The sequence below is a fragment of the Microbulbifer harenosus genome (assembly GCF_005771435.1).
Lineage (GTDB): Bacteria > Pseudomonadota > Gammaproteobacteria > Pseudomonadales > Cellvibrionaceae > Microbulbifer > Microbulbifer harenosus.
Genome location: NZ_VANI01000002.1, coordinates 107,728 through 122,330 on the forward strand (window position 1 = coordinate 107,728; position 14,603 = coordinate 122,330).

13 protein-coding genes are annotated in these 14,603 nt (G+C 60.8%); 8 read left to right on the forward strand and 5 right to left on the reverse strand.

Annotated features, from left to right (window positions below; all coding sequences use genetic code 11):
- Nucleotides 1–9: 9 nt before the first annotated feature.
- The 3 genes from FDY93_RS01605 (at nucleotide 10) to FDY93_RS01615 (ending at nucleotide 4,263) form a co-directional block, all read left to right on the forward strand.
- On the forward strand, nucleotides 10–636 hold the full coding sequence (locus tag FDY93_RS01605; protein WP_138234001.1) for an HvfX family Cu-binding RiPP maturation protein: 627 nt from the start codon (nucleotides 10–12) through the stop codon (nucleotides 634–636).
- Nucleotides 637–783: 147 nt separating this feature from the next.
- Nucleotides 784–2,367: an ATP-dependent RNA helicase RhlB gene (gene rhlB, locus FDY93_RS01610; protein WP_246068415.1), complete on the forward strand. Its 1,584-nt coding sequence runs from the start codon at nucleotides 784–786 to the stop codon at nucleotides 2,365–2,367.
- A 165-nt stretch (nucleotides 2,368–2,532) separates the two neighbouring features.
- A complete protein-coding gene (locus FDY93_RS01615) occupies nucleotides 2,533–4,263 on the forward strand; it encodes a potassium/proton antiporter (RefSeq protein ID WP_138234002.1) in 1,731 nt (576 codons plus the stop codon).
- A 30-nt stretch (nucleotides 4,264–4,293) separates the two neighbouring features.
- On the opposite strand, the gene cysZ is transcribed toward FDY93_RS01615, so the two are convergent.
- From cysZ to gatC, 5 genes are all read right to left on the reverse strand, one after another.
- Nucleotides 4,294–5,187 (reverse strand): sulfate transporter CysZ, encoded by an 894-nt coding sequence (gene cysZ / locus FDY93_RS01620; protein WP_138234003.1) that lies wholly within the window; start codon nucleotides 5,185–5,187, stop codon nucleotides 4,294–4,296.
- A 4-nt stretch (nucleotides 5,188–5,191) separates the two neighbouring features.
- Complete coding sequence (locus FDY93_RS01625) at nucleotides 5,192–5,488, reverse strand: PA4642 family protein (protein ID WP_138234004.1); 297 nt, start codon at nucleotides 5,486–5,488, stop codon at nucleotides 5,192–5,194.
- A gap of 403 nt (nucleotides 5,489–5,891) precedes the next feature.
- On the reverse strand, nucleotides 5,892–7,355 hold the full coding sequence (gatB, locus tag FDY93_RS01630) for an Asp-tRNA(Asn)/Glu-tRNA(Gln) amidotransferase subunit GatB (RefSeq protein WP_246068416.1): 1,464 nt from the start codon (nucleotides 7,353–7,355) through the stop codon (nucleotides 5,892–5,894).
- Between the two features lie 11 nt (nucleotides 7,356–7,366).
- A complete protein-coding gene (gene gatA, locus FDY93_RS01635) occupies nucleotides 7,367–8,821 on the reverse strand; it encodes an Asp-tRNA(Asn)/Glu-tRNA(Gln) amidotransferase subunit GatA (RefSeq protein WP_138234006.1) in 1,455 nt (484 codons plus the stop codon).
- A gap of 48 nt (nucleotides 8,822–8,869) precedes the next feature.
- Nucleotides 8,870–9,157, reverse strand: coding sequence for an Asp-tRNA(Asn)/Glu-tRNA(Gln) amidotransferase subunit GatC (gatC, locus tag FDY93_RS01640; protein WP_105103605.1), 288 nt, complete (start codon nucleotides 9,155–9,157; stop codon nucleotides 8,870–8,872).
- A 637-nt stretch (nucleotides 9,158–9,794) separates the two neighbouring features.
- Here gatC and FDY93_RS01645 point away from each other — a divergent pair.
- From FDY93_RS01645 to rng, 5 genes are all read left to right on the forward strand, one after another.
- Nucleotides 9,795–10,829 (forward strand): rod shape-determining protein, encoded by a 1,035-nt coding sequence (locus tag FDY93_RS01645; RefSeq protein WP_138234007.1) that lies wholly within the window; start codon nucleotides 9,795–9,797, stop codon nucleotides 10,827–10,829.
- A 162-nt stretch (nucleotides 10,830–10,991) separates the two neighbouring features.
- Nucleotides 10,992–11,855, forward strand: a complete 864-nt coding sequence (gene mreC / locus FDY93_RS01650; RefSeq protein ID WP_138234008.1) for a rod shape-determining protein MreC — start codon at nucleotides 10,992–10,994, stop codon at nucleotides 11,853–11,855.
- A 4-nt stretch (nucleotides 11,856–11,859) separates the two neighbouring features.
- Nucleotides 11,860–12,339: a rod shape-determining protein MreD gene (gene mreD / locus FDY93_RS01655; protein ID WP_138234009.1), complete on the forward strand. Its 480-nt coding sequence runs from the start codon at nucleotides 11,860–11,862 to the stop codon at nucleotides 12,337–12,339.
- Nucleotides 12,340–12,460: 121 nt separating this feature from the next.
- Entirely contained in the window at nucleotides 12,461–13,090 is a 630-nt protein-coding gene (locus FDY93_RS01660; RefSeq protein ID WP_138234010.1) for a Maf family protein, read from the forward strand.
- A complete protein-coding gene (gene rng / locus FDY93_RS01665; protein WP_138234011.1) occupies nucleotides 13,087–14,574 on the forward strand; it encodes a ribonuclease G in 1,488 nt (495 codons plus the stop codon). Before FDY93_RS01660 ends, rng begins: the two co-directional genes overlap by 4 nt.
- The last annotated feature ends 29 nt before the right edge of the window (nucleotides 14,575–14,603 follow it).

Genomic DNA, 14,603 nt, shown 5'->3' on the forward strand with positions numbered 1-14,603 from the left:
GAGCGGATTATGGCGGGCGCAGGCAGCGGGTTCAATCAGATTTACCGGCGTTTTCTGCGGGTCTTACGTCCGTTCGACGGGCTCGGGATGTTGGCTCTGCGGTTGTTTCTGGGGCCCATTTTTGTGCTTGCGGGTCTGAACAAGCTCGGCGGCATCGGTGACGTGGCAGCCTGGTTCGGCAATCCCGACTGGGGGCTCGGGCTACCTGCGCCGATGCTGTTGGCGTGGCTGGCGGCGTTGACGGAGTTCCTCGGAGGTATAGCGCTGATTCTTGGGCTGGGGGTGCGGCTCGCGGCGATACCGCTGCTCGTCACCATGGCGGTGGCGGCGGTAAGTGCCCACTGGCAGTACGGCTGGCACGCGCTGCCGGAACAGACCTTGACCATGCCCTGGGAGTGGCGCCGGGATCTGATCGGCGAGGGGCTTGAGCGCCGCGACAAGGCGGTGGAAATCCTCAAGGCCCACGGCGATTACCGCTGGCTCACCGAGGCTGGCAGCTTCACCGTGCTCAAGAATGGGATCGAGTTTGCGGCCACTTACTTCGCCATGCTGTTGGCGCTGCTGTTTGGCGGCGGCGGGCGCTACGTGAGCCTGGATTACTGGATTGCCCGCCGGCGCGGGTTCGTGCCGGAGTGAGCGCTGAAGTCGCTGCTACCTCTCTTTCGGCATATAGATGATATACTCGCCGATTATTTAACCCATGCCGCCCGGGTCGCACTCCTGACTCTCGCGGCACTCAGGCCCACACTTGCTGGACCTTTGCACACTTGAGCGAGCAATCCGTTGATAGGTAAGTTTTTCCGTCGTTCCACAGACAAGTCTCAGCCCACAACCGAGGGCAAGAAGACGGCCGAAACCGGGGTAGAAAAACCCCGCCACGAGCGTGAGGAGCAGTCTGGTGGCGGTCGCCAGCGCAACCGTCGCCGCGGTGGCAGGAACGAGAAGGGCGGTCAAAAACCCGGCACGAATGACGAGTCCCAGTCTGCGGGGAGTGAATCGCCCGCAAACGAATCGCCGAAGAAGGCGCGCGCTCGCAAGGACTCCCCGCGCAAACAGGCAGCGCAGAAACCGTGGAGCCTGGACGAATTCCAGGTGCCGGAGCAGGAGGGCAAGGTCCGCTTTCACGACCTGGACCTGCCGCTGCCGCTGATGCACGCCATTGCCGACCTGGGCTATCAGTACTGTTCGCCGATCCAGGGCCGGTCGCTCCCGCACACCCTGAACGGTCACGATCTGGTGGGCAAGGCGCAGACCGGTACCGGCAAGACCGCGGCCTTCCTGATCACCGTCATCGACGACCTGCTCAAGCACCCCTTCGACGGCGAGCGCTACGCCGGTGAGGCCCGCGCGCTGATCATCGCGCCGACCCGCGAGCTGGTGATGCAGATCGCCGACGACGCCAAGAACCTGTGCAAATACACCGACCTGGAAGTCCACACCCTGGTGGGTGGCATGGATTACCAGAAACAGCAGAAAGCCCTGAACGAGCGGTTGGTGGATATCCTCGTAGCCACCCCCGGACGCCTGCTGGACTTTGTCAGCAACCGCGACTGTTTCCTCGACCAGACGGAAATCCTGGTGATCGACGAGGCGGATCGCATGCTCGACATGGGCTTTATCCCCCAGGTGCGCCGCATCGTGCGTCAGACCCCACGCAAGACCCATCGCCAGACCATGTTCTTTTCCGCCACCTTCACACCGGAAGTGGACGATCTGGTGGAACAGTGGACTTCGGAGCCGGTGATCGTTGAAATCCAGCCGGAGCGCGTGGCAACGGATACCGTTACCCAGCACGTGTATCTGGTGTCCGGTGAGGAGAAGTATCCGCTGCTGTACAACATCGTGCAGAAGGAAGAAGTGGAGAGCCTGATCGTGTTCGCCAACCGCCGCGACCAGTGCCGCCGGTTGCACGAGCACCTGCTGGCCCACGGCATCAATGCGGGGCTGCTTTCCGGCGAGGTGGCGCAGAACAAGCGCGTGCGCACACTGGACGATTTCAAGTCCGGCAAATCCAAGGTGCTGGTGGCCACCGACGTGGCCGGCCGCGGCATTCACATCGACGGCATCAGTCACGTGGTGAATTACACATTGCCGGAAGAGCCGGAAGACTATGTACACCGCATCGGCCGCACCGGTCGCGCCGGCAAAAGTGGCACGTCCATTAGCTTCGCCTGTGAAGACGATGCGATGCGTCTGGAACCCATTGAGGCCCTGCTCGGCAACAAGCTGAAATGTGAAGTACCGCCGGAGGAGTTACTGGTGGAACCGCCGAAGGTGGATGTGAAGTACAGCAGTGGGGATCGTGGGGACAGGAACCGCGGAGGCAATCGCGGCGGGCATCGCGGTGGCGGCCGCCCACGCCGTTAACCCTTAGTGGTTCCACGGCCCGGGAAATAGACCGTTGGCGCTCCGCAATGGAGCCCGTTTCATTGGATGCCGGCTCCACGCCGGCTCTCCATTTCAATTTCCCCCGTTTTCAGCCCCGATCAACTTCGCCAGCAGCGCCTGTTTTGCCAGTCATCGCGAGATCCTATGTTCCTGATCGATCAACTGATACTCCTGTTTTCCGTATTGATTTTGCTCGGTGTGGTATCCAGCAAACTTTCCGCGCGGCTCGGGTTGCCACTGCTGGTGCTGTTTCTCATGGTGGGCATGCTCGCCGGGGAGGATGGCATCGGCAGAATCGCCTTTGACAATGCCGAGGCGGCGCACGCGCTGGGGACGCTCGCGCTTGCGCTGATTCTTTTTGATGGCGGCCTGCAAACGCCATTCAGCTCCATCCGTCAGGTGTGGAAGCCTGCATCGCTGCTGGCTACCGTCGGTGTACTGGTAACGGCGGTAATCACCGGATTGGCGGCGTCCTACATGCTGGACCTCTCGTTGATGGAGGGCCTGCTGATCGGTGCGATCGTGGGCTCAACCGATGCGGCAGCGGTGTTTTCACTGCTGCGCAATGCCGGTGTCCACGTCAACCAGCGCCTGAAATCGACCCTGGAAATCGAAAGTGCGTCGAACGATCCCATGGCCATTTTCCTTACCGTCGGCCTGCTGGAGATTCTGGTCAATGACCTGAAACCCGGCAGCGGCCTGCTGATGCTGCTCGTGGTGCAGATGGGGGTGGGGGCCGCGGTCGGGTTGTCGGTCGGCTGGATATCGGTGCGCATCATCAATCGGATACGTCTGCAGGCGTCGGGTCTGTATCCCGTCATGGTTACCGCCTGTGGCCTGCTCGCGTTCGGCATTGCCGCCAATCTGGGCGGCAGTGGTTTTCTGGCGATATTCGTAGCCGGCGTGGTGATCGGCAACAGCCGCTTTGTGTTCCAGCGCGGCACCATGCTGTTCAATGATGGGCTCGCATGGCTCGGGCAGATCACCATGTTCGCCATTCTGGGGCTGCTGGTGACCCCAAGTTCGCTGCTGGACGTCTGGTGGGAGGGGCTCGCCATCGCCGCGGCGCTTATCCTGATTGCGCGACCACTGGCGGTAATGCCGGTGCTCGCGCCATTCGGATTCAATCTGCGCGAGATGGCACTGGTTTCCTGGGTGGGGCTGCGCGGTTCCGTACCCATCATTCTCGCCATCTTTCCACTCATGTTCGGTTTGCCGGATGCCGGATTGATCTTCAATGTGGTTTTTTTCGTGGTCTTGATTTCGGCAACGATTCAGGGTTCCACTCTGCCACTGGTGGCGCGGCGTCTCGGTCTGACCGAGCCGCCGCCGCCCACACCAGCAGCCACGTTGAACATCACCACCCTGGAAGATGTGGATGCGGACATTGTCGAGTACACCCTGGGGAGCGATGCGCGGGCAGTGGGGCGGCGGCTGTCACAAATGGCACTGCCGGAAGACACCGTGGTCGCAATGATCACCCGTGCCAAGAACGTAATTCCGCCGCGGGGATCGACGCTGCTGCACGGTGGGGATCACCTGTTTGTGGTGCTGAAGCCACACAGTCGAGCCTTTGTGGACCGGGTGTTTTCCAGCAGTTCCACGCCCGATGAGCCGTCGCTTGGCGACGCGGAGCTTCGCTTGAAGGGCGGCACCCGGCTCGAGGACATTCAGAACTCTTTTGGTATCACCCTGCACGGGCCGGCGACGCAAACTCTGGATGAGTTCCTGCGCGAACACCTGCACACGGCGCCGGAAGTGGACGCCACCGTGACTCACAGTGGCTTGCTATTGCACATCCATCAGATGGTCGGTTCGCGCATTGCCACGGTCGGCTTGCGCCAGCTCGCCCTGCCGGGCGAAATGGTCGGTTGAACCGGCCGCCGCGACGGGCTGCCGTTGAATTTATTTTTCCGGACCACTGATACCTTTTGGCCATTTTTTCCCTGCGGCGGGCGGCACTGGCGTTGCACCGGTGCCATTGGGGCCTTTGCCGGGATCACCTTCGGTCCAGATTCTCTCCACCCACAAGGCGGTGCCGCCGGCGACTGCGGCCGGCATTACGAAAATATTCAATATGGGAACCATCTTCGCGAGCATGACACTGCCGCCGAAACCGAGCGTGGTGAGCTTCTTGCGCATCAGTACGCGCTTCAGTTCGCTGAACGAGCGCTGATGGTTGTCGAGCGGATAGTCCACATATTGGATCGCCATGCACCAGGCGCCCCACAGCGCGGTGACGATGGCGGGGATGAAGACGGTCCAGCTGGTGAGTAGGGCGACGATAAAGATGACGATACCCCAGCCGAGAAAGTACATGAGCTTGCGCATTTCGCGCCCGAGCGTGCGGAGCACCATGCTGTGCAGGGCTTCTGCGGGTGGGGGGTGGCCGGTGAGGAGTTCCTCGACTTTTTCCGCGAGGTAGCCATTGAATGGTGCGGCGATGATGTTGGTGATGATGGCGAACAGGTAGCCGTAGACGAGGAAAAACAGCAACACTACGGCGATGGCGATGAGCCATGCCAACCACTGGAACACGCCCGCGGCCCAGTCGGCGCCTTTGGCGAGTATGGCGCGCCACCAGGACATGTTGGATGTGTCGACGGGGGTGTCGGACAACAGGCTGCCGATGTAGCGGCCGAGGTCGTCGAACTGGCTGATCATCAATATGCCCAGTGCGATGAACAGCACGAGGTTGATGAGCAGGGGGATGATGATGAATGGGCGCAGCTCTTTGCGGGTGAGCAGCTGCGCCCCCCGGATCAGTGCGTGTGCGCCGTGGGCCGGGTTGGAGGTCATGGTGTTACTGTGCTCCAGCGTTTTTCAGGATTTCGGCGTACTCAGTGCTTTGTTCGTGTTCGCGGATGCGCTCTAGCAGTGTCTGGCCTTCGGGGCTCTGGCTGTTCAGGTCCAGCCCCTGTTGCTTGAACAGGCGGACGAAGGTTTCAAAGTTCTCTGCTTTCATGCCGCGGTAGGCCCGCTCCAGCAGAAAGAATTCCCGGTTGAATCCCTCGGGTGCATCGCCCTCCAGAAAACCGGCGATACGCTCGTCGTCGAAGATTTCACCGAGGACTTTTTGTTTGTCTTTTTTCAGGCTCACTTTTTTGTTCCTTTCGTGGTCTGTTCTTGCTTGGTTGCTAGTGCCACTTCCGGCCGTATTCGGCGTGATTGGTGGCGGCGCTGCCGCCGGTATTTGTTTGCGAAACACGCCGTGAACCCATCCCTGGGGGCTCTTCTAAAACATCCCTGTTTTAGAAGGTTTCGCAAACAAATCCCGGCAACATCGCCTTCCCATCGGAGTTCAGTTTGTTCTAAGGACTTGTGCGGAGTGCATTTGTTCAAATTGAAGGGTGGGTGCCGGGGAGAGCTTTTCGAAAGCGTCGCAAACAGGGATGTTTGCGACGCAGCGTACAGGGACGTATTCACAGCGGTTTCGAAAAGCTCTCCCCGGTGCCCACCCGCCACCGGGCCAGCTTAAAAATGGGCCCGGCAACTAACAGCACTTACAGCAGTGCATTCAATTTCTGCTGCAGAATCTCATTAATCATCTGCGGATTCGCCTGCCCTTTGGAGGCTTTCATGATCTGCCCCACAAAGAAGCCCATCATTTTCGGGCGCTTGTCCGGGTCGGCGCTGCGGTAGTTTTCCACCTGGGCACCATTCGCAGCGAGCACGTCGTCCACCAGCTTTTCAATGGCACCGGTGTCAGTAACCTGCTTCAGACCCTTGGCTTCAATTACCGTATCCGCATCTCCCTCACCATTCGCCATCGCCTCGAATACCTGCTTGGCGATCTTGGACGAAATGGTATTGTCCTTGATACGTGCGATCAGGCTCGCAAGGTGCTCGGCAGGCACCGGAGAATCCACGATGGATTTATCCTCGCGGTTCAGCAGGGCCGCCAGCTCGCCCATGACCCAGTTCGCCGCCAGCTTGGGCTCACCGGATTTTGTCGCCACCTGCTCGAAATAATCCGCAGTGGCACGCTCCTGTGTCAGCTGGTCCGCGTCGTAGGCGGAGAGGCCGTACTCGCTTTCAAAACGCGCGCACTTTGCGTCCGGCAATTCCGGCAGCTCTGCGCGAATCTGCTCGATATATTCATCGGACAATACTACCGGCAACAGGTCCGGGCAGGGGAAGTAGCGGTAATCGTTGGCTACTTCCTTGCTGCGCATGGAGCGGGTTTCGTTTTTGTCGGCGTCGTACAGGCGGGTTTCCTGCACGACTTTGCCGCCGTCCTCGATCAGGTCGATCTGGCGCTGGGCTTCGACTTTGATCGCTTTCTCGATGAAACGGAAGGAGTTCAGGTTCTTGATCTCGGCGCGGGTGCCAAGCTCCTCTTCGCCTTTCAGGCGCACCGAAACGTTGGCGTCGCAGCGCAGTGAACCCTGAGACATGTCGCCGTCGGAAATGCCCAGGTAGGTGACGATGCTGTGGATCTTTTTCAGATAGGCGACGGCCTCGGCGGCGCTGCGCATATCCGGTTCAGATACGATTTCGATCAGCGGTGTGCCGGCGCGGTTCAGGTCGATGCCGGACATGCCATGACCAGAATCAAAAACAGCTTCATGTAAAGATTTACCAGCGTCCTCTTCCAGATGCGCGTGGTGCAGGCGCACGGTCTTGCTGCTGCCGTCTTCCAGATGAATCTCGATCTGGCCCGCGCCGACGATCGGTTGCTCCAGCTGGGTGGTCTGGTACCCCTTGGGTAAGTCCGGATAGAAATAGTTTTTGCGCTCGAACACCGAGCGCTTGCCGATCTCCGCGTTCATCGCCAGGCCGAACATCACCGCATAGCGGAAGGCCTCTTCATTTGGCACCGGCAAGGTGCCGGGCATGGCGAGGTCGATGGCACAGGCCTGGGTGTTGGGCTCGGCACCAAACGCGGTGCTGGCGCCGGAGAAAATTTTAGATTGGGTGGCCAGTTGCACGTGAACTTCCAACCCGATGACGACTTCCCATTCCACGTCATGTCTCCTTATTGTGCTGCCGGGGCGATTTTCTGGTGCCAGTCACTGGCCTGCTGGAACTGGTGCGCAATGTTGAGCATGCGCGCCTCGTCCAGGTAATTGCCAATGAGCTGCAGGCCGACGGGCAGGCCGTGGGCAAAACCGCAGGGGATGGACATGCCGGGCAGGCCGGCGAGGTTGGTGGCGATGGTGTAGATGTCTTCCAGGTACATGGCCACGGGGTCGGCATTTTTTTCCCCCAGCTTGAACGCGGGGTTCGGTGCCGTGGGGCCCATGATGACGTCCACTTTCTGAAAGGCGTCGACAAAATCCTGCTTGATCAGGCGGCGCACCTGTTGGGCCTTGTTGTAATAGGCATCGTAATAACCGGCGGACAGCGCATAGCTGCCAACGAGAATGCGGCGCTTCACTTCCTCGCCGAAGCCTTCACCGCGGGAGCGCATGTACAGGTCGCGGAGATCCGCGGGGTTTTCGCAGCGGTAGCCGTAGCGCACGCCGTCAAAGCGAGACAGATTGGCGGAAGCCTCCGCCGGCGCAATGACGTAGTAGGCTGGCACCGCGAGTTTGCTGTGTGGAAGGCTGATTTCCACCAGCTCGGCGCCGAGTTTTTCATATTCCTTCAGCGCTTCCTGCACCCGCGCGCCCACTTCACTGTCGAGGCCTTCGCCGAAGTACTCGCTGGGCACGCCGATTTTCAGGCCGGAAATGGATTCGTTGAGGTTGGCGGTGTAGTCCTGCGTCGGGCGGTCCAGGCAGGTGGAGTCTTTTGTATCCGGGCCGGCCATCACCGACAGCATCAGCGCAGCGTCTTCCGCGGTGCGTGCGATAGGCCCGCCCTGGTCGAGGCTGGACGCGAACGCGATCATGCCCCAGCGGGATACACGACCATAGGTGGGTTTCAGACCGGTGGTGCCGGTCATGGCCGCGGGCTGGCGGATGGAGCCACCGGTGTCGGAGGCGGTGGTGGCGGGTACCAGCTGTGCGGCCACCGCGGCCGCTGAACCGCCGGAGGAGCCGCCGGGAATGCGTTCCACATCCCATGGGTTTTTCACCGCACCGTAGTAGCTGGATTCGTTGGATGAGCCCATGGCGAACTCGTCCATGTTGGTTTTACCCAGGCTCACTGCGCCCGCCTGCAGGAAGTTGTCCACCACGGTGGCATCGTAAGGTGGTACGAAGTTGTCGAGCATTTTCGAGGCGCAGCTGGTGCGGACGCCGTTGGTGCAGAAAATATCCTTGTGGGCGATGGGTACACCGCACAGGGCGGGGGCATTGCCCTGGGCGAGGCGCGCGTCGGCGGCGGCGGCCTGTTGGATGGCCTGTTCGCCAGTGACGGTGATAAAGCTGTTGAACTGGCTGTCCAGCTGCTGGATGCGCTCCAGCAGGTGACTGGTGATCTCGACACTGGAGAACTGCCTGTCGCGCAGGCCTCGGATAATCTCGGCGATGGTCAACTGATGCATGGGAAATCCGGTTTCTTGTCTATTCTGTATTCGCTTGCGGCCGCTGGGTCAATCGATGACTTTCGGTACCAGGTAGAGGCCGGCTTCGGTCTGGGGCGCGAGGGCGAGGAATTCTTCGCGGCGGTTGGGTTCTGTGACCTGATCGCGGCGCAGCACCTGCACTTCGTCCAGCGGGTGAGCCATGGGCTCTACGCCGTCGGTGTTGACGGCCTGCAGCTGGTCAACCAGTTGCAGCACGTCGCCAAGGCGGCTGCTGACGTCGTCGATGGTTTCTTTGGATATGGCGATGCGGGCCAGTTCGGCCAGCTTTTCAACGGTTTGCGCGTCCACGGCCATGGGGATAGAGACTCCAGCTTCTCAAAGGCTTACATACGGCCGCGCCCGGGTGCGGGTGGCCGGTGGAAAAGAAGGGCGCAAATTTAACATATCTGCGGGGGAATCTCCCGAGATGGTTTGTGTGGGCAGCCGAAAGCTCTGGTTAGTGAACTATGTAGAACGTCTGTGGCGGTGCCGCTGCCGGGTACGGCCTGGTGAGACACGAGCTAGGCGCCCCCCCCCTAAACCCAGCCCGGCCGCTCCGTGCACTCGCGGCGCCTTCGGCCCATGGGGGCTCTGCGAAAACATCCATGTTTTCGAAGGTCTCACCAGGCCGCACCCGGCATCGTCACCTTCGCATCCTATTAAACGCCTTACAGAACTGTGGAAATACAGGGGTGGTGATTATTCATCCTTGCTCTGAACCGGCGCCGTTGTTAGAGTTTGCCGATTCTGGCCAGGGGTCTCTCGCCGCAGGCCTATTTGACGAAGATCGGGCGAAAACGCTGCCCGGAACACAGATTTATTTGCGCTGACTAACTACCCTGTAACGCTTTCCCCGCCGGGAGCGCTATTGGGCCGTGTGTCCGCGCTCTACGGCACCTGAACCCGATTGTGCTTCAGGTGTTGTACATCAGAATTAAGGTAATCGAACTCCATGTTTAAACGTTTGCGGGGCATGTTCTCCAGTGATCTTTCCATCGACCTGGGCACTGCCAACACGCTGATCTACGTGCGCGATCGCGGCGTAGTCCTCGACGAACCCTCTGTTGTTGCCATCCGCCACTACAACGGCACCAAAATAGTGGAAGCCGTGGGTGTGGAGGCCAAGCGTATGCTCGGCCGCACACCGGGTAACATTACCGCCATCCGGCCGATGAAAGACGGCGTGATCGCCGATTTCCAGGTCACCGAAAAAATGCTGCAGCATTTCATCAAGAAAGTGCATGAGAACAGCTGGATGCGCCCGAGCCCCCGGGTTCTTGTGTGTGTACCCTGCCAGTCCACTGAGGTTGAGCGCCGCGCGATTCGTGAATCCGCCCTCGGTGCCGGTGCCCGTGAGGTGTGGCTGATCGAAGAGCCGATGGCTGCGGCCATCGGCGCCGGTATCAAGGTGGAAGAAGCCAGTGGTTCCATGGTGGTGGATATCGGTGGCGGTACCACGGAAATCGCCATCATCTCCCTGAACGGGGTGGTCTATTCCGACTCCGTGCGCATCGGCGGCGACCGTTTTGATGAGGCCATCGTCAACTATGTGCGCCGCAACTACGGCAGTGTGATTGGCGATGCCACCGCGGAACGCATCAAGGAAGAAATTGGCTGCGCCTACGCGGGCAGCGAGGTGCGCGAGATCGACGTGCGCGGACGCAATCTGGCAGAAGGGGTGCCGCGCAGCTTTACCCTGAACAGCGATGAAATCCTGGAGGCATTGCAGGAGCCTCTCACCGGTATCGTGCAGGCGGTGAAGAGCGCGCTGGAGCAATCTCCCCCCGAACTGGCGTCCGATATCGCCGAGCGCGGTATGGTGTTGACTGGCGGCGGCGCGCTGCTGCGCGACCTGGACCGTCTGCTGATGGAAGAATCCGGTTTGCCGGTGATCGTCGCCGACGACCCGCTGACTTGTGTCGCCCGTGGAGGCGGCAAGGCCCTGGATATGATGGACAAGAGCCGCCTGTACCTGGTCACCAACTGAACGGGGGAGGCTTGATCGGGCCTCCTGGCCGGATTTTTGTCTGCTCTGGCGGCGCTCAGGGAGAAGCGAGTGCCGCCGCATCACCGCGCATGGATCTGGCGCCTCAGCTTATAACAACATCTTTTACGACATCGCTGCTGAACAGGTCGATGGGAGCTGCCCATTAAACCGCTATTTACCCGAGGTCCTTCGCCGGAATCCCGCATCGTGGTGTTGGGGTTGGCCGCGACTGCGTTGATTCTCGTCAATCTCTACACCGATTGGCTGGACCCCGTGCGCGAGCGCCTTTCCAGCCTCGCGGCGCCTTTCTACTGGATTACCGGAACACCGTCCCGTGTGGGCGACTGGGCGGAAGACCAGCTGCGCACCCGCGAAGAGCTGTTGGAAGAAAACAGCCGTCTCAAGCATCAGGTCATGCTCCTGGAGCAGCAGACTCAGCTGCTCGCCGCCGTGCGTGCGGAGAACACCCAGTTAAAAGAGCTGATGAACTCCGCCGAGAGCGTGGACCAGCGAGTGCTGGTGGCTCAGGTGATTGGCGTTTCTCCGGACCCGCTCGAGCATGTCCTGATTATCGACAAGGGCCGCAATGACGGCATTCGCGATGGCACTGCGATCATGGATGCCAGCGGCCTGCTCGGACAGGTGATTGAAGCGGGGCTTTTCTCCAGCCGGGTACTGCTGATCACCGACGCCAACCACGCGCTGCCGGTACAGGTACTGCGCAACAGCCTGCGCGCAGTGGCTGAGGGTACCGGCGATCTGTACCGTCTCAAACTGCGCCACCTTGCCAACACCAGCGACATTCGCGAGGGGGACCTGCTGTTGAGTTCTGGCCTTGGCGGCCGCTTCCCGGCGGGTTATCCGGTGGGTGAGGTGATTGCGGTCAAACGAGATCCGGGCAAGGCCTTTGCCGACGTGGAGGTGCAACCGCGCGGACTGATGAACCGCAGCCGGTTTGTGCTCGCGGTCATCGGCAGCGACGAGCCCGACCCGGCGCAAAGTGTCAACGCCGAAGCGCGGGATTGACATCATGGAAGCCCACAACCGCTGGTTCATCCTGCTGACGTTTATCGTCGCCCTGTTGCTGGCGGTGATGCCGCTGCCGACCAACTGGCTGTGGTTCCGCCCCTCCTTTTGTGCCCTGCTGGTCATTTTCTGGATCACGCGCATGCCGGAAAATCTGGGGGTGGGGTTTGCCTGGCTGATGGGACTGCTGGAGGATTTGGTAACCGGTTCGGTTCTGGGCGCCCATGCCCTGTCCCTCGGAGTGATCGCCTACTTCAGTCTGCTGACATACCGCCGCACCCGCGCATTCAACCCCGGCCAGCAATTGATGTGGGTGTTCGTTCTGGCTGGTATCAACCAGCTGCTGGGCAACTGGGTGCATGGTCTCGCCGGAAAGACGGTGCCCGGGCTTACGTTCCTGTGGCCGGCACTCACCACCGCACTGCTGTGGCCGCTGGTGACACCCTGGCTGGCAGGTATGGCCTCGCGCCTTAGGGTTCGCTGAACATCTGGCTGCAAATAAGTGTTAAGTCGCACCAACGGGGCGGTTATTTTTCGAGCGGGGCCGCTATAATCAGGCCTTCAGCCGAACTCCTAGTCCGAATTGATAACGATAAGTCGAACCCGTGCCAAATCCACAGTCTACTCAACGCCTGATTCTCGCCTCCGCATCGCCGCGGAGGGCGGAGCTGTTGCGGCAGATCGGTGTGCCGTTTGCGGTCGCGGCCACCTCGGTGGAAGAGCGCCGCGGTGCCGATGAGTCCCCGCGCGATTACGTGCTGCGCCTGGCGCAGGAGAAGTCTCGCGCCGGCCTGGCACAGGCACATTCGCAGCGCGATGTGTGGTCTCTGGGCGCGGACACCCTTGGCGTGGTTGACGACCAAATCCTTGAGAAACCCCACGATTTTGCCGATTTTAGCCGCATGATGCGTCTCATGTCCGGTCGCGAACACTCGGTGCTCACGGCGCTGTGTCTGAGTGGCGCTGGCGCTGAATTCAGTGAGGTGGTGGAGACCCGGGTGCGCTTTCGCGCGTTGGACCGCGCATTGATTGAGGGCTACTGGCATACCGGTGAGCCCCAGGACAAGGCGGGTGGTTACGGCATTCAGGGCATGGGCGCATTGCTGGTGGCGTCCATTCGCGGCAGTTACAGCAACGTGGTGGGGCTGCCGCTGGAGACTCTGGCGGAGTTTCTGGAGCGGGCAGGTATCGCCTATTGGCAAACAGGGATGAAGTTGGGAGTATCCAGCCCGTGAGCGAAGAATTACTGATCAACGTGGCGCCGATGGAGACCCGTGTGGCGCTGGTGGAAAATGGTGTGCTGCAAGAGGTCTATCTCGAGCGCAGCGCGCGCCGCGGTATTGTCGGCAATATCTACAAAGGCAAGGTGGTACGGGTGCTGCCGGGCATGCAGGCGGCATTTGTGGATATCGGCCTGGAGCGCGCGGGATTCATCCACGCGTCGGATATTGCGCCGCTGGACGAACACGGTATGGAGTCCCGCGAAGGCGAGGTAGCGGACATCCGCGCACTGGTGCGCGAGGGGCAGTCGCTGGTGGTGCAGGTGGTGAAAGACCCCATCTCCAGCAAGGGGGCGCGCCTCACCACCCACCTGTCGGTTTCCGCGCGCTATCTGGTGTACATGCCCCAAACCCGGCATATCGGTATTTCCAACCGTATTGAAGACGAGGCCGAGCGCGAGCGCCTGCGCGCACTGGTTGATCTGGCGGCCTCGAAACTGGCGGAAGAGGGCCACAGCGGCGACGGCGGCTTTATCCTGCGCACCGTGGCCGAGGGGGTGAGCGAAGAGGAACTGCTGCGGGACATTCCTTTCCTGTACAAGCTGTGGAAGGAACTGGAGCAGCGTATAAAGGTCGAGAAGGAACCGGCGATCATTTACGAGGACCTGCCGCTGTTCATGCGCGCGCTGCGCGACCTGGCGCGGCCGCACACGGAAAAAATCCGCATCGATTCCCGCGAGGCGCACGCGCGTGCCGCCAAGTTCACCAGCAAGTACGCGCCGGAAATCGCCCCGCGCATCGAACACTATCCCGGCGAGCGGCCGCTGTTCGATCTCTACGGGGTGGAAGAGGAAATTCGCAAGGCGCTGCAGAACAAGGTCACGCTCAAATCCGGCGGTTACCTGATCGTCGAGCAGACCGAGGCCATGAGCACCATCGACGTCAACACTGGTGCGTTTGTGGGCCACCGCACCCTGGAAGAGACTATCTTCAAGACCAACCTGGAGGCGGCCACCGCCATCGCCCGCCAGCTGCGCCTGCGCAATCTCGGCGGCATCATCATCATCGACTTTATCGATATGCAGGACCCGGAACACCAGCGCCAGGTGCTGCGCACTCTGGAAAAAGCTTTGGAGCGGGATCACGCCAAGAGCAGTATCACCGGAGTGTCCGAGCTGGGACTGGTGGAAATGACGCGCAAGCGCACCCGCGAGTCCCTCGGCCAGATGCTCTGTGAGCCATGCAGCGTCTGTTCCGGGCGCGGTACCCTGAAAACCGCCGAAACCGTGTGCTATGAAATCTTTCGGGAGATCATCCGCGAGGCGCGCGCCTACGACAGTGACAAGATCATGGTACTGGCGAGCCAGGTGGTGATCGATCTGCTGTTGGACGAAGAGTCCGCCAATGTGGCGGATCTCGAAGAATTTATCGGCCGCCCCATCCAGTTCCAGGTGGAGCCCATCTACAACCAGGAGCAGTACGACATTGTACTGGTGTGAGTCAGCTACCGGCACCCTGCGCGCGCGCC